This window comes from Streptococcus ictaluri 707-05, from assembly GCF_000188015.2.
Taxonomy (GTDB): Bacteria; Bacillota; Bacilli; order Lactobacillales; family Streptococcaceae; genus Streptococcus; species Streptococcus ictaluri.
The window spans coordinates 1-17,744 of sequence record NZ_AEUX02000008.1; the positions used below are offsets into that span (position 1 = coordinate 1).

The following is a 17,744-nucleotide window of genomic DNA, read 5'->3' on the forward strand; positions in this document are numbered from 1 at the left end:
CCAATCAACGGTTGAGAGCAATGCCAGACGATTACGTGACGCTGAAGGCAATTACAATAGTCTGGCAGAAACAGTGGCAGGCTATGAGCGCAGGATATCTAGTCACGATGAGACTATCTCCTCTAACTTTACACAGCTTAAAAGCTTAATTAATGCCAGCGTATCCCTGGAAAAAATCCAATCTATGCTGCAACTATCTGGTGACAGTATCATGTTTGCGATTAAAGACAAAATCCCGCAAAGTAAAATGTCTGGTAGTGAGATAATCTCAGCGATTAACCTCAACGCTTATGGCGCAGTCATTACAGGTAAAAACATCGCTCTTGATGGCAATACCACTGTTAATGGCACCTTTACCACAAAGATTGCCGAAGCTATCAAGATACGAGCTGACCAGATTATCGCAGGTACTTTAGATGCCTCTAAGGCTCGTATTATTAATCTAAACGTTAGCAGTATCGTTGGTTTAGACGCTAACTTTATCAAGGCAAAGATTGGCTATGCGATTGTTGACATGCTTGAGGGTAAGGTTATTAAGGCTCGTAATAGTGCAATGCTTATAGACCTAAACGCAGCAAAGATTGACTTTAACAGCAATGCCACGATAACTTTTAATACAAAATACAATGCGATTGTGCGTAAAAGAGGTGAGAGTACCGCATTTTTACACTTTAATGACGATGTACACGGAGGAGCCTTTATCGGTCTTGGAGTGACGTCAAATTATGAGGGCATAAAATCACAGGACACGGTACGTTTTGCTGGTATGCGAGTATTTAGATCAAATGACAGTAATGACCAACTTGAGCTTTACGGAGATAGGATTATTATGTCACACGGTTTTGATCAAGGTGGGTCGCTAATTATTAAATTTAGTGATTTTGCTGGTACGGATGTCAATTTAGCTGATATATTTAATAAAATTTTTGATAATTTTAACAATCTAAACAATAACGGTAACTATAGTCGTAGTTTTTACGGCAGTTGGAAATAGGAGATACTAATGGATTTAACATTAAAAAATAAAGATTTAAACACAATGTATGCCGTACTTGATAAAATCAAGGTCACTAATATGTGTGCCAATCGTGGCCGTGCTAAGTTACTGGCCAAAGTCGTTGATAAAATCAAAGAGTACGCCAAGGATGAGGCTGACCTTATTGATCTGTATGCGGCCAAGGATAAAGATGGCAAGTTTGTCATCGATGAGCACAAAAACATCAAACTAGCAGATTCGACTAAGATTGATGAGCTCAATGACTTATTGTCTGAACTTGGTGATGAGGACATTACTATCAAAGGCCACGAGTATTCTAAGCGATTTATTGACTTTTTGGAATACTTGGCTGAATCTGAAGATGAATTTACGGCTCAGGAAATTTTGATTGTCGATAACATTTTGGAACAATTTGAAGAAAGCAAAGGAGAATAAAGATGAGAAATTGGAAAGTCACAGGAAAATACCCACAATATAACGGCGCAGGAGCAGTCGCAAGCACACACGTCATTATCGCTGCAGAAGACGGCGCCGTTATCCCGCAACTGATTAAGCAAGATTTAACATCAACTAACGATACAGAGATTATCAAAGCTGCCTTGGAAGAGTTTGAAAAATCAGAGTATGTCGAAATCGCCATGGGCGAAGCTGTCCAAAAAGTGGACGACTTGGAAAAAGTATCCCAAGAAGCTGCCAAGACTGCTAAAACAGCTCAAGCAGCTGCTGGACTAGCTAAGGTGTCCGCAGAGCGCACGCAGAAGATGATTAACTTGCAAACTATCCATGTTTTGACTAGCGGGGGCCGAGTAGAGCCTGACATCTACAAAGGCATGTTAGAGCTTATCGAGCCTGTCAAAAAAGGAGAGTACCAAGCCTATGATGTCTTTACTGTAGTGGACGACAAGCACGAAGACCAAGCAGGCAAGGTAATCTAGTCTTTGTCCACGTTAACGAGCCGTTTACCTACGAGGCGCAGACCTTAGAGGAGCTCGAATCAGAGGAAAAAGTGACCATTATCAAATATGCGGACCTCGTTAAAGAAGATTAGAGGTGGTTAGATGCACGAAATCTTAAGTCAGATCAAAGAGTTAGCAGGGGCTGTTAGTGCCCTTGCCCTCATTGGTGGTGCTATGATTTGGATTTACAAAAAGCTTGTCATCGAGCCAGACAGCCGATTGGCTGAGCGGTTACAAGCAGAAAATAACAAATTATTGACAGATACAGTAAATCCTCTAACTGATGCCATCAAAGACCTAAACTACAATCTCAACACCGCTACAAAAGAGCGTGCTGAGATGCGAAAAGACATTGAGGTGCACGAGGGGAGACTCGATGCACACGACATCCGCTTAACTGTATTAGAGACAAAGGAGAAATAAAATGCAAGAAATCACTAATATTATCACAGGGTCATCTCTATCAATCTTGACTATCTTTGCAGGTATTGTAGTCAAGTTGGTCAAAGATTATCTGCTTAAAAAAGGTGGAGAAAAAGCGGTCAAAATCGCCGAAATTGTGGCTCGCAATGCCGTGGAAGCAGTTGAGCAGATTGCTTATGACAAAGACATCAAGGGTATTGAAAAGCTCACAGAAGCTAAAATAAGCATGCAGAACGAGCTATCAAAACATAATGTTAATTTATCAAACGAAGATTTAGAGATGTATATTGAAGCGGCAGTCAAACGCATGCATGACGAATGGAAAAAGGAGCAATAATATGGCGACTTTAGATGAAGTCTTATCCTTTGCAAAAGGATTGGCGGACACTGGTCAAGTTATTGACCTTGATGGTGTCTACGGTACCCAGTGTGTGGATTTGCCAAACTGGATCACAACGAAATATTTTGGTGTTGCCCTATGGGGAAATGCCATTGATTTACTAGATAGTGCAGCTGCTCAAGGGATGGAAGTGGTCTACAATGCTCCTGGTGTTAATCCACGAGCTGGGGCTATCTTTGTGATGGTAACTTATGCTCACGGCTATGGTCATACTGGGTTAGTTATTGTGACGTCAGACGGCTATATTTTGCACAATATCGAGCAAAACGTTGATGGTAATGCGGACGCCCTTTATATTGGTGGTCTAGCTCGATATGTTGACCGCCCATTTGAAGATGGCACTGGCTATATTTTAGGATGGTTTTACCCCCCTTACGATAGTACGCCAGCAGCAGTGACAGAGCCAAGTGCTCCAGTGGTTGCACAGTCAGATGGTACTTATGTAGCTAACCCTGAAACAGGTACTTTTACTGTTCGTGTGGCAGCTTTAAATGTCCGTTCTGCGCCTCGTCTAGATGCAGAAGTTGTGGCAACTTATGGCGAAAATATGGAATTTAACTATGATGGTTGGATTGACTCAGACGGCTATATTTGGGTAACATATGTCAGCGTTACCGGTGTTAGACGATATGTCGCGGTCGGTAACTCACAAAATGGCCGACGTGTGACTAACTTTGGTACTTTTAGATAGGAAGTAAATCTCCTTAACATAAAACAAAGGCCCTCGCTTTTGCGGGGGCTATTTTTATTTATATATTTTATATTGTTTTTTGAAATAAAAACAAGATAAAATATATAAATGCGCAAAAAATATCTTAAGGAGTAGGATTATGGCATTACAGGGAATAAAAAAGTTACCAGTCTTGCTAGAGGATAAGCAAGCCTTAAACCTTTATAAGAAGCTGGCAATAGTAAATAAAGTTCTGGGGAAGTTAGATGCTGTTTTAGAATCATCCATTATTAACTCTTCGATTCTCAGTTTATTGTCTTACAATGAGTCAGTATAATCGACAAGAATAGAAGGGACTCAAGTAACTTTCCATGAAATAATGGAGACTGCTAAAGTAGGTGCCAAAAATTGGCAGCAATGAGAAGTTTTTAATTATAAAAAGGCGATTGATTTTGGTTTTCATAAAATAAAAAAAGGCGATGTCATAACTACACGGTTGATAAAAGATCTCCATCGCCTTTTGATGTCTGATGAAGCTAGAGGAACTACATCTAACGGCGGAGAGTTTAGGAAGATTCAAAATTTTATTGGTCCAGATAAGAATATCGAAAACGCTTCATATATACCCATTCCTGCAAACGAAATTGGTGCATTTATGACAAATCTCGAATTTTTCATAAATGGGGAATATCATTCGAGTTTAGAGTGCGGAAGGACTCAAGAATCTATTAACTTTAATAGTGATATTTTATTGAGAATTGCAGTTGCTCATGCGCAATTCGAATCAATTCATCCCTTCTTAGATGGTAACGGCCGTCTTGGGAGAATTCTTATTGCATTGATGTCTGTTCAGGAGGGGCTTCTAAAACACCCAATATTTTTTGTTAGTGAAGAATTAGAAAAGGAAAGAATTCCCGCGTTGTAAAATGAAGTGCAACAAAAAAGACATGTTCGTCTGATATACTAGAATTCCCCAATTCAGTATGGAAAGCAGATGAACATGTCCAACATTAATTCTACCAGAAAATCATCCTATTCTCATCTTTCAGCCACAGAACGGGGTGAAATTGCTGCTTATCTTAAAATGGGAAAGAAACCCGCTGAGATTGCTCGACTCTTGGGTCGTCACCGTTCTACAATCTGCCGAGAAATAAAACGTGGTTCAGTAGAACAGGTAAAGGATAAGAATGGAAAACAAACCTTCTTCAACGCCTATTTCGCTGATAGTGGGCAACGTGTCTATGAAACCAATCGTCAAAAGAGTTCTTATCTCAAGTTGAATGACTGCTCCGCTAGGTTCATTGAACAATTAGAATCTGCCTTGACGGCTAACATTCGTCTCCATAGTGTGGATAGTTTTGTTCAGACTTACAAAGTGAACCATCCTGAAGAAGTCGTCCCCTCTACCAAAACGATTTATCGTTATATCAAAGAGGGGGTATTAGCTATTAAACCAATCGATTTGCCTAAGATGGTTAGTATCAGAAAACGTTCTAAGAAAGTCATGAAGACGAATAAGAAGACTTTAGGTAAATCTATCGAAGAACGTCCAGAATATATTAATGATCGTTCTGAATTTGGGCATTGGGAGATTGATTTGGTTCTCGGCAAGAAAACCAAAGGTGAAGCTGTTATGTTGACTTTGGTAGAGCGCCAGACACGCTATGCACTAGGAGTTAAGCTAGAAGACAAGCAGTCCCAAACCATTAACCGTGCTGTCACGCATCTCATCAGTCAGTATCCTATTGCATCCATCACAGCGGATAATGGTTCTGAGTTTAGTTTACTCTCAAACTTAGAAGCTGTTGAAGTTTACTTTGCACATCCCTATTCTTCACATGAGAGAGGAAAAAACGAGAACTTCAATGGCCTCCTCAGAGAATATGTCCCTAAAGGAGTCTCACTTAATCCACTAACCTCTGAAGAACTTGACAATTATATTACTGCCATCAATGAGCGCCCAAGACGACTTCTTCAATATCAATCCTCAAAATTCCTGTTTGAGCTATCCCGAACAGCTTAACATCTGGAACTCTAGTTATCTATGAACTGGTTGCACTTGACTTGACAACTTGCGAAAGGAAAGAATTCGTTATTATAACGCGCTTAATGCTACAAGGGGAGAGAATCCAGATTGGAACTTATGGCTTAATCTCTTTCTCAATGCTAGTGAGCAAATGGCCAAGAATGTCTTAAAGAAAATTCGAAATGCGGATGAACATGCCAAAAAAGGACTTTCTGTTTGTGTGACTCAAACTCAAAAAACAGTTTGGCTTGCTACTTTTAGTCTTCCTGTGTCAACTGCAAAACAGTTAGCCGAGGCTACGGAGTTCCATCCAGCAACAGTGAAAAAAGCTTTGGACTTCTTGGTAGGAGAGGGATTTCTGGATAAAGATAATTCAGTAAAACGAAATGTTCCGTATTACAACTATGATTTAATTCGTGCGATACAAAATTATTAATATGCGAACACTTTTACCTCTATTGACATTTCTGCACATTCATGAGATAATCACAGTAGCAAGAATCGCCTGATACTAGCGGCTCTTGCTTTTTTATAGATATGTTATACAATCTTATTAGAATTGTTTAAGACATAATCCTCTAAACAGTCCTTATCATTTGTTTAACTCCTACTGATTCAGTAGGAGTTTCTCTTGACTTTTACACGATAGATAGTGTAAAATAATGTTAATATTTGAACCGCACTAGTTTAAATATATCTTTTTCATTTAGTTGCCTTACGTTTTTACGTAGGGCGTTTTTCTTTTTTACCAGGAGAGGAGATTAGGCCGTTGGAAGTTGTGACAGTTGAAGTTGTGGGAGACGTTTTGAGGGAGTTAGAAGGGTGCAAAAAAGGGTCGTTTTTAACGTTAAATACCGATTTTTTACGGAAAAAAGTGCTATTGAATAAGCTTGAAAACGTTTATTTTAAGCTATTTCGATAAATTACGTGCATTTTAGTTAGCTGAATGTTATACTTATTTAGTTAAAAATTTTTATTGTTACAAGAGGAAAAAATGACAAAATTTAGAGAAGATATCCGTAACGTTGCAATTATTGCCCACGTTGACCACGGAAAAACCACACTCGTTGACGAGCTATTAAAACAATCCCATACTCTTGATGAGCGTAAAGAGCTCCAAGAGCGTGCGATGGACTCAAACGATATTGAAAAAGAGCGTGGGATTACTATCCTAGCTAAGAACACTGCGGTTGCTTATAATGATGTTCGTATCAACATCATGGATACACCAGGACACGCGGACTTCGGTGGTGAAGTTGAACGTATCATGAAAATGGTTGATGGGGTAGTCTTGGTTGTTGATGCCTATGAAGGAACAATGCCTCAGACGCGCTTCGTTTTGAAAAAAGCTCTAGAGCAAGATTTGATTCCAATCGTTGTCGTTAACAAAATCGATAAACCGTCTGCTCGTCCTGAAGAAGTTGTTGATGAGGTTCTTGAGTTATTCATCGAGTTGGGTGCTGATGATGAACAGTTAGAATTTCCAGTTGTTTATGCTTCAGCAATCAACGGTACATCATCATTGTCAGATGATCCAGCTGACCAAGAACATACAATGGCTCCGATTTTTGATACTATTATTGATCATATTCCAGCGCCTGTAGATAACTCAGAAGAACCACTTCAATTCCAAGTGTCACTTCTTGACTACAACGATTTCGTTGGACGTATCGGTATTGGTCGTGTTTTCCGTGGGACAGTAAAAGTAGGTGATCAAGTTACCCTTTCAAAACTTGATGGCACAACTAAAAACTTCCGTGTCACAAAACTTTTTGGTTTCTTTGGACTTGAGCGTAAGGAAATTCAAGAAGCTAAAGCAGGTGATTTGATTGCCGTTTCTGGTATGGAAGACATCTTCGTTGGAGAAACAATCACACCTACAGATGCTGTTGAAGCGCTTCCGATTCTGCGTATTGATGAGCCAACACTCCAAATGACCTTCTTGGTTAACAACTCACCTTTTGCAGGGCGTGAAGGTAAATGGATTACATCACGTAAAGTTGAAGAGCGTCTTTTGGCTGAGCTTCAAACAGACGTGTCATTGCGCGTTGATCCAACTGACTCACCAGATAAGTGGACTGTTTCAGGTCGTGGTGAATTGCACTTGTCAATCCTTATTGAGACGATGCGTCGTGAAGGCTATGAGCTTCAAGTATCTCGTCCAGAAGTTATCATCAAAGACATTGATGGTGTTAAATGTGAGCCATTTGAGCGTGTGCAAATTGATACACCAGAAGAATATCAAGGTGCTATTATTCAATCATTGTCAGAACGTAAAGGTGACATGCTTGATATGCAAATGGTTGGTAATGGTCAAACACGTTTGATCTTCCTCATCCCAGCTCGTGGCTTAATTGGATACTCAACTGAGTTCCTTTCAATGACTCGTGGTTATGGTATTATGAACCATACCTTTGATCAATACCTTCCAGTCGTAGCTGGTGAAATCGGTGGTCGTCACCGTGGAGCCCTTGTCTCTATTGACAATGGTAAAGCAACAACATACTCTATTATGCGTATTGAAGAACGTGGAACTATCTTTGTGAACCCAGGAACTGAAGTTTATGAAGGTATGATTGTTGGTGAAAATTCACGTGATAATGACCTTGGCGTTAATATTACCACTGCTAAGCAAATGACAAACGTTCGTTCTGCAACAAAAGATCAAACAGCCGTTATTAAAACACCACGTATTTTGACATTAGAAGAGTCACTTGAATTCTTGAATGATGACGAATACATGGAAGTAACACCAGAATCTATCCGTCTTCGTAAACAAATTTTGAATAAAGCTGCGCGTGATAAAGCGAATAAAAAGAAAAAATCAGCTGAATAACTTGTCATTAAAATGCAAAAAGAAATTAGAGAAGAGTGATTTTCTCTAATGCTTTTTGCGTCTTGTACAAGAAAATGACTGGAAGGAGTGGTAAGATGTTTTATCTTATTATCGCTGCACTAATTGTCTCCTATTATTTATTTATGGCACCCAAAAGTGTGCGGAGTACTATTGGGATGATTGGTTTAATGGGCTTAGTGGCTTTGCTCATTGACTTAGCTGGCTTAAGTTTTATTAAAATTATGCAGACACCACCAGAGATTTTTGTGGGCATAGCTATGATAGCTCTAGGCTATAGAGCTATGAAAGATCTTTTAAAAATGCCTAAAAAAACAAAAGTCAAATAAAACAGACAGGTCAAATTCTATTAGAATTTGACCTGTTATAGTTATAAAAAGGTATAAAAAGTCCTTAACCTTTAAAATCTTGAAAAAGGTATTGAATAAGGGTAAAATAGTAAAGAAATAGAATAGATAGTGTGGATGATAATGAAAGAAATAAGAGCATTTCAAAACAAAAAAGTATTGATTTTAGGTTTAGCAAAGTCAGGAGAGGCAGCTGCTCGATTGCTAGTGAGACTAGGAGCCTTAGTAACAGTTAATGATGGCAAGCCTTTTGACGAGAATCCCGCGGCTCAATCTCTACTGGCAGAAGGGATAAAAGTTATCTGTGGTCACCATCCTTTGGAATTATTAGACGAAGACTTTCAACTAATGGTTAAAAATCCAGGTATTCGCTACGATAATCCTATGGTGGCAAAAGCCATTGAGAAAGGAATCCCAATTTACACAGAAGTAGAATTGGCTTTTCTTGTTTCTGAGGCACCTATTATTGGCATTACAGGTTCAAATGGTAAGACGACAACAACGACCATGATTGCAGACGTTTTAAACGCAGCTAATCAAGCAGCCCTTTTGTCAGGTAATATTGGTTTTCCAGCGTCAGAAGTTGTTCTAAGTGCTTCTGAAAAAGATACTTTAGTAATGGAACTATCTTCATTTCAATTAATGGGGATTGATCAATACCATCCACAAATTGCCGTGATTACAAATATCACTCCTTCTCACATCGATTATCATGGTGATTTTGACCAATACCTTGCTGCTAAGTGGCGCATCCAAGAAAGAATGACAGAAGCGGACTATCTGGTTCTAAATGCCGATCAGGAGTTAACTAGCGAGTTGTTGCCTAAAACCAATGCGACACCAATTTTATTTTCAAGTAAGAAAAAAGTTGAAGGTGCTTATCTCTATGAAGGTGGTCTCTATTTTAAAGATGAATGGGTGATGTCTGCAGATCAACTTGGTGTTCCAGGGGATCATAATATTGAAAATGCACTTGCCACTATCGCAGTCGCTAAGTTAAGGGCTGTCCCTAATGAGGTCATTGCAGAGAGTCTATCCCAATTTGGTGGGGTCAAACACCGACTTCAAAAAGTCGGCGACATTAACCAAGTCACTTTTTATAATGACAGCAAGTCAACTAATATTTTAGCCTGTCAAAAAGCTTTATCTGGATTCGATAATCAAAAAGTGATTTTAATTGCAGGTGGCCTAGACCGTGGCAACGACTTCGATGCCTTAGTTCCAAATCTTGAAGGCCTTAAAAAAATGATTCTTCTGGGAGAGTCAGCTCCTCGAATGAAGACTGCTGCACAAAAAGCTCAAGTTCCTTTCTTGGAAGCTAAAGATGTTACTGCTGCGACTAAATTAGCCTTTAACGAAGCAAGTCCTGGTGATATCGTGTTATTAAGTCCTGCCAATGCTAGTTGGGACATGTACCCTAACTTTGAAATCCGAGGAGAAGCCTTTTTAGCTGCTTTTGCGGAATTAAAAGGAGACAAGTAATGGCAAAGAAAATTGTTTTTACAGGAGGCGGTACGGTTGGACACGTAACCTTAAACCTTATTTTAATGCCTAAATTTATTAAAGATGGTTGGCAGGTCCACTATATCGGAGATAAAAATGGCATCGAATTTAAAGAAATCCAAAAATCAGGTTTAGAGGTTGTCTTTCACTCGATTTCAACGGGTAAACTAAGACGTTATTTTTCCTGGCAAAACGCTTTAGATGTTTTTAAAGTCGGGAAGGGTTTGACACAGTCTTTAGCCATTATGGCCAAAATAAAGCCAGATGCTCTTTTTTCTAAAGGGGGATTTGTATCGGTTCCTCCGGTAATAGCTGCTAAATTATTAGGTATTCCTGTATTTGTTCATGAATCGGATTTATCAATGGGGCTAGCTAACAAGATTGCTTATCGCTTTGCAACGTTGATGTATACCACTTTTGATCAAAATGATCATCAGTCAAAAATGAAACATGTGGGCGCAGTCACCAAAGTTTCAAAGGATGTTGCTTTTAATAAAGCATTAGTAGCTGATGTGATTGAGGCATTTGATTCTCATTTTAAAACGCTCCTCTTTATTGGGGGATCAGCTGGTGCTAAGGTTTTCAATACCTTTGTTACGGATCATCCAGAGCTGACAGAAAGTTACAACATCATCAATATCACAGGTGACTCTAGTTTAAATCATATGGGCAAAAACTTGTACCGAGTGGATTATGTTACGGACCTCTATCAACCTTTGATGGGATTAGCAGATGTAGTAGTTACTCGTGGTGGCTCAAATACACTCTTTGAATTACTAGCCATGCAAAAATTGCATCTTATTGTTCCTCTTGGAAAAGAAGCCAGCCGTGGAGATCAATTAGAAAATGCTCACTACTTTGAGTCAAAAGGTTATGCTAAACAGCTTTTAGAAGAACAGTTTAATATTGACAACTTACAAACTTCTGTGGATTACCTTTTAAGTCATGAAAAAGAGTACAAAGACGACATGGCTGCTGCAAAAGAAATCAAATCGCCAGATACTTTTTATGGCATTCTGACAGCTGATATAGCTGCTGTTCTAAAGGAAAAATAAATGTCAAAATCGAAAGAAACAAAACCAGAGGAAAAGCTTGCATTAACGGAATGGCAAAAACGTAATGTTGAATTCTTGAAAAAGAAGCAAGCACAAGCTGAAGAAGAAAAAAAATTAAAAGAAAAATTACTTAGCGAAAAAAAAGCGCAAATGCAAGAAAATAGCGACAAAAAAGAAACAGAAGAAGTCACTGAAAGCGAAGGCCATTCGGAAGTTTCATCTGAAGAAAGTTCTGACAATCCAAAAAAAGCTACTAAAAAAGAAAAAGCGCCTAAAAAAATCAAGAAGCCAAAAGAGCCAAGACAAAAAGGCTTGAAAGAAATAGCTTTTTTGAAGGCTTGGCCAGTCTTAGTCATTGCTTTTGTTCTCATGTCCTTATCGCTCTTTATGATAACACCATTTAGTAAACAAAAGGTATTCTCAGTAACTGGTAATAAAGAAACCAGTTTGCAGCTTTTGGTTGAAGAAAGTGGCGTAAAGGCTTCGGATTATTGGTTAAGCATTCTCTTTAATCCCAAACCCTATGAGAGGGCAATTGTTGCTAAAAATCCATGGGTCAAAAAGGTTAAATTATCTTATCAGTTTCCTAACCGCTTCCAGTTTAAGGTCACAGAGTTTAATGTTATTGCTTATGCTCAAGCAGGGCAAGATTTTCAGCCTATTCTTGAAAATGGCAGACGGGTGGAAGTTGTTAGTCAATCGGATTTGCCAAAATCTTTTTTGATTATTAATTTGGAAAAGGAAAAAGCCATTCAATCTCTGATAACAAGTTTGACAAAATTACCCAAAAAACTAGTAAAAAACATCAAATCTATTTCATTGGCCAATTCAGAAACAACTAAAGATTTGTTACTGATTGAAATGCATGATGGCAATCTTGTTAGAGTGCCCCAATCTCAAATCGAAGACAAACTGCCATATTATCTGAAAATAAAAAAACACCTTTCAGAAGCTGGTGTTGTCGATATGGAAGTCGGCCTTTACACAACGACCGCTGACATTGAAAATTAACCTCCTGTTCCAACTAATCCTGAGGTCAAAGAAGATAAACCAGAAGCTCAAGCTGAGCACCCTCAAGAGGGACAAAATCATGAAAATGCTAATGAAGCAAGTGAAGAAGCAGCTTCTACAGAAGGCTTACCACAGAACCCAGAAACTCCGACACTTGAAGCAGAAGTACCTACAGGAGAAAGTACTGGTCAGTAAATTTTATTATGTTTAAAGAATCGTAAAAGAAGCGGTCAAACCGCTCTAAAATAGGATTCATTAAATTGACGAAAAAAAATTAAGAATATATAACAAAATGCGTAAAATGATAACATTTTACGTTTTTTTATGGTATAATATTTTCTGAATAATTCTGTTTTTTAGCAGTTTTTAGAATAGTAAAAGTTTGGAAAGTAAGTGAGGTCGAGTGAATGGCTAGAAATGGCTTTTTTACTGGTTTGGACATTGGAACAAGCTCGATAAAAGTTTTAGTTGCAGAGTTTATCTCTGGTGAGATGAATGTTATTGGTGTAAGCAATGTTCCTAGTACCGGCGTAAAAGATGGCATAATCATTGATATTGAAGCAGCAGCGGCTGCTATTAAAACAGCGGTAGAACAAGCAGAAGAAAAAGCAGGAATGACAATTGAGAAGGTTAATGTTGGTTTGCCAGCAAATCTGCTTCAGATTGAACCTACTCAAGGGATGATACCTGTACCAAGTGAGTCAAAAGAGATTAAAGATGAAGATGTTGATAGTGTTGTAAAATCTGCATTGACCAAAAGTATCACACCTGAAAGAGAAGTCATTTCATTAGTTCCAGAAGAATTCATCGTTGATGGCTTTCAAGGAATACGCGATCCACGTGGCATGATGGGAATTCGACTTGAGATGAGAGGTCTCATTTACACAGGTCCAAGCACTATCTTACATAATTTACGTAAGACAGTTGAACGTGCAGGCATCAAGGTAGAAAATATTATCATTTCTCCATTAGCAATGGCTAAAACAGTTTTAAATGAAGGTGAGCGAGAGTTCGGAGCATCCGTTATTGATATGGGTGGAGGCCAAACAACAGTGGCTTCCATGAGAGCGCAAGAACTCCAGTATACAAATATTTATGCTGAAGGTGGAGAATACATCACAAAAGATATTTCAAAAGTTCTAAAAACATCGGTATCAATTGCCGAAGCTTTGAAATATAATTTTGGACAAGCAGATATTAAAGAAGCTAGTCCAACAGAAACAGTAAAAGTTGATGTAGTTGGTAGTGAAGAACCAGTTGAAGTCACTGAACGTTATTTATCTGAAATCATTTCGGCTCGTGTACGTCATATTTTAGACCGTGTCAAGCAAGACCTTGAAAGAGGCCGCTTACTTGATTTACCAGGAGGAATTATCCTTATTGGTGGCGGAGCAATTATGCCGGGTATGGTAGAGGTTGCTCAAGAGATTTTTGGAACAACAGTGAAACTCCATGTTCCAAATCAAGTCGGTATCCGTAACCCAATGTTTGCTAATGTGATTAGCCTGGTTGAATATGTTGGCATGATGTCAGAAGTGGATGTCTTAGCTCAAAATGCTGTATCTGGTGAAGAGCTATTAAGACGTAAACCAATTGATTTTACAGGTCAAGAAACCTATCTACCAGACTATAATGAGACTAGGAGACTTGAACCAACTGTCAATTACGAACCACAAGCAACACAGACAACTTATGAGCCTAAAGCACCAGCTGAACCTAAACAAAAGATTTCAGATCGTGTTCGTGGTATCTTTGGTAGTATGTTTGATTAAAAGTAATAAAGTGAGGAAATAAAATGGCATTTTCATTCGATACGGCATCAATTCAAGGTGCAATCATTAAAGTAATCGGTGTTGGTGGAGGTGGCGGAAACGCCATTAACCGCATGATTGATGAAGGTGTTGCAGGTGTTGAATTTATCGCTGCAAACACTGATATTCAAGCATTAAGTTCATCAAAAGCTGAAACAGTTATCCAGCTTGGACCAAAACTCACTCGTGGTCTTGGTGCCGGAGGTCAACCTGAGGTTGGTCGTAAAGCAGCAGAAGAAAGTGAAGAAACCCTAACAGAAGCCCTTACTGGAGCTGATATGGTCTTTATTACTGCTGGTATGGGTGGCGGATCTGGTACAGGTGCTGCACCAGTTATTGCTCGTATCGCTAAAAATTTAGGGGCTTTGACAGTTGCAGTTGTAACTCGTCCTTTTGGTTTTGAAGGCAATAAACGTGGCAACTTTGCGATTGAAGGAATTCAAGATTTACGTGAACAAGTTGATACGTTATTAATTATCTCAAATAACAATCTCCTTGAAATTGTTGATAAGAAAACACCGTTACTTGAGGCATTGAGTGAAGCAGACAATGTTTTACGTCAAGGTGTTCAAGGGATTACGGACTTAATTACCAGCCCAGGATTAATCAACTTGGACTTTGCAGATGTGAAGACAGTTATGGCCAATAAAGGCAATGCCCTCATGGGAATCGGTATTGGTTCTGGTGAAGAACGTATTGTTGAGGCAGCTCGCAAAGCTATTTACTCACCATTACTTGAAACAACTATTGATGGTGCAGAAGATGTTATTGTTAACGTAACTGGCGGTTTGGATATGACTCTTACTGAGGCAGAAGAAGCTTCAGAAATTGTCGGTCAAGCAGCTGGTTCAGGTGTTAATATTTGGCTTGGAACTTCCATTGATGACTCAATGAAAGATGAAATCAGAGTTACTGTTGTTGCAACAGGTGTCCGTCAAGACAAAGCCGAACAAGTTTCTGGTTTCCGTCAACCACGTACTTTTACACAAAGCAATGCTCAACAAGCAGCTGGCGCTCAGTATGCAACAGAGCAAGTAAAACAACCAAGTTTTGACCGTCGTTCAAGTTTTGACTTTGATATGGATGAAACACGTGAGATGCCAAAATCACAACACGTAACGCCAAATCATACCAATAACCAAGGATCTGCTTTTGGTAATTGGGATTTACGTCGTGACAATATTTCTCGCCCAACTGAAGGTGAGTTAGATAGTAAATTGAATATGTCAACTTTTTCTGCTAATGAAGATGTTGATGACGAATTAGAAACACCACCATTCTTTAAAAATCGTTAAACATGGATTTAGAAAAAAATAAGTCACTTGTTTTTGAAAATATCCGCTTAGCCACTAAAGCAGCTAATAGACCAAAAGATAGTGTTTCTATTATTGCTGTAACGAAATATGTGGACAGTACAGTTGCAGGTCAGTTAATTGATGTCGGTGTTGAGCATATTGCTGAAAATCGTGTTGATAAATTTCTTGAGAAATATGAAGCCCTCAAAGATAAAAAGGTCACTTGGCATCTTATTGGGACTTTACAACGTCGAAAAGTGAAGGATGTCATTCATCTAGTAGATTACTTTCACGCTTTAGATTCTGTGAAGTTGGCTTCAGAAATCAATAAGAGAGCTGACCATCCTGTAAAGTGTTTTCTACAAGTTAATATTTCTGAGGAAGAAAGTAAACATGGATTTCGACGACATGAAATTGATGAGGCAATTGAGGCAATAGGCCAAATGGAAAATGTCCACCTTGTCGGTATCATGACGATGGCTCCTCTTAATGCAAGCTCTGAAACCATTCAAGCTCTTTTCCATGAAGCAAATCAATTGAGAAAAAACTTGCAGTTAAAAATGAGAAAGAATATGCCTTTTACAGAACTTAGCATGGGTATGAGTGGTGATTATCAAATCCCTATTCAAGAAGGCTCTACCTTTGTTCGTATTGGTAGCTCTTTCTTTCACTAAATGGAGAATAAGATGGCAATTAAAGACACTTTTAATAAGATGATTTCTTATTTTGATACTGATGGGGTCAATGAAGTTGAAGAGGAAGTAACATCTCCTGCTGAAGAAGAAGTTTCTGCCCAACCACAACAACCGGTCAGATCTACTCAGCCACAGCAAGCAGCTAGACCTAGTCAACCACAACAATCACAACATGTAAGAAGTCAATCACATCAAACAAGACCACAATCAAAACCAGTAACCACTGAAAGAAGTTACCAAGCTTCTGGTAGGGTTGCTCAAGAAGTTGCTGTGAGACGTCAGAATGCCTCTGCGGCTGCTGCTTCAAGTAGACGTGAGCAGTACCAACAAGCAGCTCATCAAGAGCAAACAACTATTGCTTTAAAGTACCCGAGAAAATATGAGGATGCTCAAGAGATTGTTGATTTGTTGATTGAAAATGAGTGTGTATTGATTGATTTTCAATACATGTTAGATGCTCAGGCTAGACGTTGTTTGGATTTTATTGATGGCGCTAGTAAAGTCCTCTATGGCACCTTACAAAAAGTTGGTTCATCAATGTATTTGTTGACCCCGTCAAACGTATCTGTTAATATTGAAGATATGAATATCCCACATAGTGGTCAAGATATTGGTTTTGACTTTGATATGAAGAGACGGTAGAGCAATGATTTTTATCCTACTTGTACTTTTAAAACTAATTAAAGTTTATTCCTACTTACTTTTAGGCTATGCATTATTATCTTGGCTTCCAGGTGCCTATAACAGCTGGATTGGGAGATTGATTAGTGATTTAGTAGAACCTGTCTTAAAACCATTTAGATCCCTTAATTTGCAATTTGCAGGATTAGATTTCACCATTTTTCTAGTGGTGATTGGATTAAATGTTTTAAGTGATCTTTTAGTTAGAATTTTAATTTAATGTCAGCTCAGAAAGATATCTATCAGCATTTTCACCCCAATGAATTTCATTTTATTGAAAAAATGTCAGATGTGATTCAACGAGTTGATGACAATTATCTTTTAGAGGTAACAGATTTTTTAAATCCAAGAGAAATTCTTATTTTAAAAAGTTTGGTAGCTCCAACAAATTTGAATTGTTTTTCGTCAACGGATTCTTATTCTAGTGAGTATGGTCGTGTGATTATTGCACCAGAATATTATAAGTTGGAGACAGAAGATTTCGATATGGCATTGGTGGAGATTAGCTACAACGCTAAATTTAACCACTTAAGTCATGCTCAGATATTAGGGACTTTGATTAATGAATTAGGAATAAAGCGCTCTTTATTAGGCGATATTTATCTTGATTTAGATTATGCGCAGATTATGATTAGTCGTAAGCTTTTACCTTATCTTTTAGGAAATATTTCTAAGATAGCCAGAGCTAGTGTAACCCTAAAAGAAGTTACATTTGACCAACTGGTCCAAGGTACAGCTCAAGAAATAACACTTGACTTGACTGTATCCAGTTTGAGACTTGATCGCTTACTAGCAACAGTCCTGAAGCTTTCTCGCAGTCAGGCTATTAAGTTAATTGAGACTGATAAAGTGAAATGTAACTATCAACCAATGGATAAGCCTTCTGAGTCTGTAGCTGTTGGTGATTTAATCAGCATTCGAGGTTTTGGTCGATTCAAATTATTATCAGATAATGGGTTCACTAAAAATGGGAAATATAAGCTAACAATCAGCAAAATGATGCATAAATAAGGAGAAATA

Annotated in this window: 19 protein-coding genes and 3 pseudogenes; all 22 read left to right on the top strand. The window is 38.5% G+C overall.

The genetic code is table 11. The features are described 5' to 3' along the window. The coding region (locus STRIC_RS10400) for a gp58-like family protein (protein WP_008090502.1) at nucleotides 1-994 on the top strand (994 nt) is incomplete at its 5' end. 9 nt (nucleotides 995-1,003) lie between these two features. Then, nucleotides 1,004-1,432: a DUF1617 family protein gene (locus tag STRIC_RS10405; RefSeq protein WP_008090696.1), complete on the top strand. Its 429-nt coding sequence runs from the start codon at nucleotides 1,004-1,006 to the stop codon at nucleotides 1,430-1,432. 2 nt (nucleotides 1,433-1,434) lie between these two features. Further along, nucleotides 1,435-2,045, top strand: a pseudogene (locus STRIC_RS10410) (DUF1366 domain-containing protein). 10 nt (nucleotides 2,046-2,055) lie between these two features. Then, a complete protein-coding gene (locus STRIC_RS10415; RefSeq protein WP_008090734.1) occupies nucleotides 2,056-2,376 on the top strand; it encodes a hypothetical protein in 321 nt (106 codons plus the stop codon). A gap of 1 nt (nucleotide 2,377) precedes the next feature. Beyond that, complete coding sequence (locus STRIC_RS10420) at nucleotides 2,378-2,713, top strand: phage holin (RefSeq protein ID WP_008090651.1); 336 nt, start codon at nucleotides 2,378-2,380, stop codon at nucleotides 2,711-2,713. 1 nt (nucleotide 2,714) lies between these two features. Beyond that, nucleotides 2,715-3,467: a CHAP domain-containing protein gene (locus tag STRIC_RS10425; protein WP_008090834.1), complete on the top strand. Its 753-nt coding sequence runs from the start codon at nucleotides 2,715-2,717 to the stop codon at nucleotides 3,465-3,467. A 139-nt stretch (nucleotides 3,468-3,606) separates the two neighbouring features. Continuing rightward, on the top strand, nucleotides 3,607-3,783 hold the full coding sequence (locus STRIC_RS13090) for a hypothetical protein (protein ID WP_008090499.1): 177 nt from the start codon (nucleotides 3,607-3,609) through the stop codon (nucleotides 3,781-3,783). A gap of 159 nt (nucleotides 3,784-3,942) precedes the next feature. Further along, complete coding sequence (locus STRIC_RS13095) at nucleotides 3,943-4,371, top strand: Fic family protein (protein WP_234944218.1); 429 nt, start codon at nucleotides 3,943-3,945, stop codon at nucleotides 4,369-4,371. Nucleotides 4,372-4,446: 75 nt separating this feature from the next. Beyond that, nucleotides 4,447-5,469, top strand: coding sequence for an IS30 family transposase (locus STRIC_RS10435; protein WP_200857358.1), 1,023 nt, complete (start codon nucleotides 4,447-4,449; stop codon nucleotides 5,467-5,469). Nucleotides 5,470-5,512: 43 nt separating this feature from the next. After that, nucleotides 5,513-5,908 (top strand): annotated as a pseudogene (locus tag STRIC_RS10440) (Fic family protein); the annotation flags it as partial. 255 nt (nucleotides 5,909-6,163) lie between these two features. Continuing rightward, a complete protein-coding gene (locus tag STRIC_RS13130) occupies nucleotides 6,164-6,394 on the top strand; it encodes a competence regulator inhibitor paratox (RefSeq protein WP_447446325.1) in 231 nt (76 codons plus the stop codon). Nucleotides 6,395-6,466: 72 nt separating this feature from the next. Continuing rightward, nucleotides 6,467-8,308 (top strand): translational GTPase TypA, encoded by a 1,842-nt coding sequence (typA, locus tag STRIC_RS10445; protein ID WP_008090656.1) that lies wholly within the window; start codon nucleotides 6,467-6,469, stop codon nucleotides 8,306-8,308. 95 nt (nucleotides 8,309-8,403) lie between these two features. After that, nucleotides 8,404-8,655, top strand: coding sequence for a DUF3165 family protein (locus tag STRIC_RS10450; RefSeq protein WP_040832494.1), 252 nt, complete (start codon nucleotides 8,404-8,406; stop codon nucleotides 8,653-8,655). 141 nt (nucleotides 8,656-8,796) lie between these two features. Next, nucleotides 8,797-10,155 (top strand): UDP-N-acetylmuramoyl-L-alanine--D-glutamate ligase, encoded by a 1,359-nt coding sequence (gene murD, locus STRIC_RS10455; protein WP_008090668.1) that lies wholly within the window; start codon nucleotides 8,797-8,799, stop codon nucleotides 10,153-10,155. Continuing rightward, nucleotides 10,155-11,231, top strand: a complete 1,077-nt coding sequence (locus STRIC_RS10460) for a UDP-N-acetylglucosamine--N-acetylmuramyl-(pentapeptide) pyrophosphoryl-undecaprenol N-acetylglucosamine transferase (protein ID WP_008090822.1) — start codon at nucleotides 10,155-10,157, stop codon at nucleotides 11,229-11,231. Before murD ends, STRIC_RS10460 begins: the two co-directional genes overlap by 1 nt. After that, nucleotides 11,232-12,437, top strand: a pseudogene (locus tag STRIC_RS10465) (cell division protein FtsQ/DivIB). It begins immediately after the preceding gene. Nucleotides 12,438-12,649: 212 nt separating this feature from the next. After that, complete coding sequence (ftsA, locus tag STRIC_RS10470) at nucleotides 12,650-14,014, top strand: cell division protein FtsA (RefSeq protein ID WP_008090625.1); 1,365 nt, start codon at nucleotides 12,650-12,652, stop codon at nucleotides 14,012-14,014. A gap of 23 nt (nucleotides 14,015-14,037) precedes the next feature. Beyond that, the gene (gene ftsZ / locus STRIC_RS10475) at nucleotides 14,038-15,348 is read left to right on the top strand and encodes a cell division protein FtsZ (protein WP_008090836.1); all 1,311 of its coding nucleotides are present in this window, start codon (nucleotides 14,038-14,040) and stop codon (nucleotides 15,346-15,348) included. Nucleotides 15,349-15,350: 2 nt separating this feature from the next. Further along, nucleotides 15,351-16,022 carry a YggS family pyridoxal phosphate-dependent enzyme gene (locus tag STRIC_RS10480; protein WP_008090560.1) on the top strand — a complete coding sequence of 224 codons (672 nt, stop codon included), beginning with the start codon at nucleotides 15,351-15,353 and terminating at the stop codon, nucleotides 16,020-16,022. Between the two features lie 12 nt (nucleotides 16,023-16,034). Next, nucleotides 16,035-16,685: a cell division protein SepF gene (gene sepF / locus STRIC_RS10485; protein WP_008090613.1), complete on the top strand. Its 651-nt coding sequence runs from the start codon at nucleotides 16,035-16,037 to the stop codon at nucleotides 16,683-16,685. Nucleotides 16,686-16,689: 4 nt separating this feature from the next. Further along, complete coding sequence (locus STRIC_RS10490; protein WP_008090504.1) at nucleotides 16,690-16,944, top strand: YggT family protein; 255 nt, start codon at nucleotides 16,690-16,692, stop codon at nucleotides 16,942-16,944. After that, nucleotides 16,944-17,735 (top strand): YlmH family RNA-binding protein, encoded by a 792-nt coding sequence (locus STRIC_RS10495; protein WP_008090604.1) that lies wholly within the window; start codon nucleotides 16,944-16,946, stop codon nucleotides 17,733-17,735. The genes STRIC_RS10490 and STRIC_RS10495 overlap by 1 nt, the downstream gene beginning before the upstream one ends. Nucleotides 17,736-17,744 lie beyond the last annotated feature (9 nt).

Coding starts and splice junctions, on each gene's coding strand:
- STRIC_RS10405 (WP_008090696.1), top strand. CDS start 1,004: ATGGATTTAACATTAAAAAATAAAGATTTAAACACAATGTATGCCGTA.
- STRIC_RS10415 (WP_008090734.1), top strand. CDS start 2,056: ATGCACGAAATCTTAAGTCAGATCAAAGAGTTAGCAGGGGCTGTTAGT.
- STRIC_RS10420 (WP_008090651.1), top strand. CDS start 2,378: ATGCAAGAAATCACTAATATTATCACAGGGTCATCTCTATCAATCTTG.
- STRIC_RS10425 (WP_008090834.1), top strand. CDS start 2,715: ATGGCGACTTTAGATGAAGTCTTATCCTTTGCAAAAGGATTGGCGGAC.
- STRIC_RS13090 (WP_008090499.1), top strand. CDS start 3,607: ATGGCATTACAGGGAATAAAAAAGTTACCAGTCTTGCTAGAGGATAAG.
- STRIC_RS10435 (WP_200857358.1), top strand. CDS start 4,447: ATGTCCAACATTAATTCTACCAGAAAATCATCCTATTCTCATCTTTCA.
- typA (WP_008090656.1), top strand. CDS start 6,467: ATGACAAAATTTAGAGAAGATATCCGTAACGTTGCAATTATTGCCCAC.
- STRIC_RS10450 (WP_040832494.1), top strand. CDS start 8,404: ATGTTTTATCTTATTATCGCTGCACTAATTGTCTCCTATTATTTATTT.
- murD (WP_008090668.1), top strand. CDS start 8,797: ATGAAAGAAATAAGAGCATTTCAAAACAAAAAAGTATTGATTTTAGGT.
- STRIC_RS10460 (WP_008090822.1), top strand. CDS start 10,155: ATGGCAAAGAAAATTGTTTTTACAGGAGGCGGTACGGTTGGACACGTA.
- ftsA (WP_008090625.1), top strand. CDS start 12,650: ATGGCTAGAAATGGCTTTTTTACTGGTTTGGACATTGGAACAAGCTCG.
- ftsZ (WP_008090836.1), top strand. CDS start 14,038: ATGGCATTTTCATTCGATACGGCATCAATTCAAGGTGCAATCATTAAA.
- STRIC_RS10480 (WP_008090560.1), top strand. CDS start 15,351: ATGGATTTAGAAAAAAATAAGTCACTTGTTTTTGAAAATATCCGCTTA.
- sepF (WP_008090613.1), top strand. CDS start 16,035: ATGGCAATTAAAGACACTTTTAATAAGATGATTTCTTATTTTGATACT.
- STRIC_RS10490 (WP_008090504.1), top strand. CDS start 16,690: ATGATTTTTATCCTACTTGTACTTTTAAAACTAATTAAAGTTTATTCC.
- STRIC_RS10495 (WP_008090604.1), top strand. CDS start 16,944: ATGTCAGCTCAGAAAGATATCTATCAGCATTTTCACCCCAATGAATTT.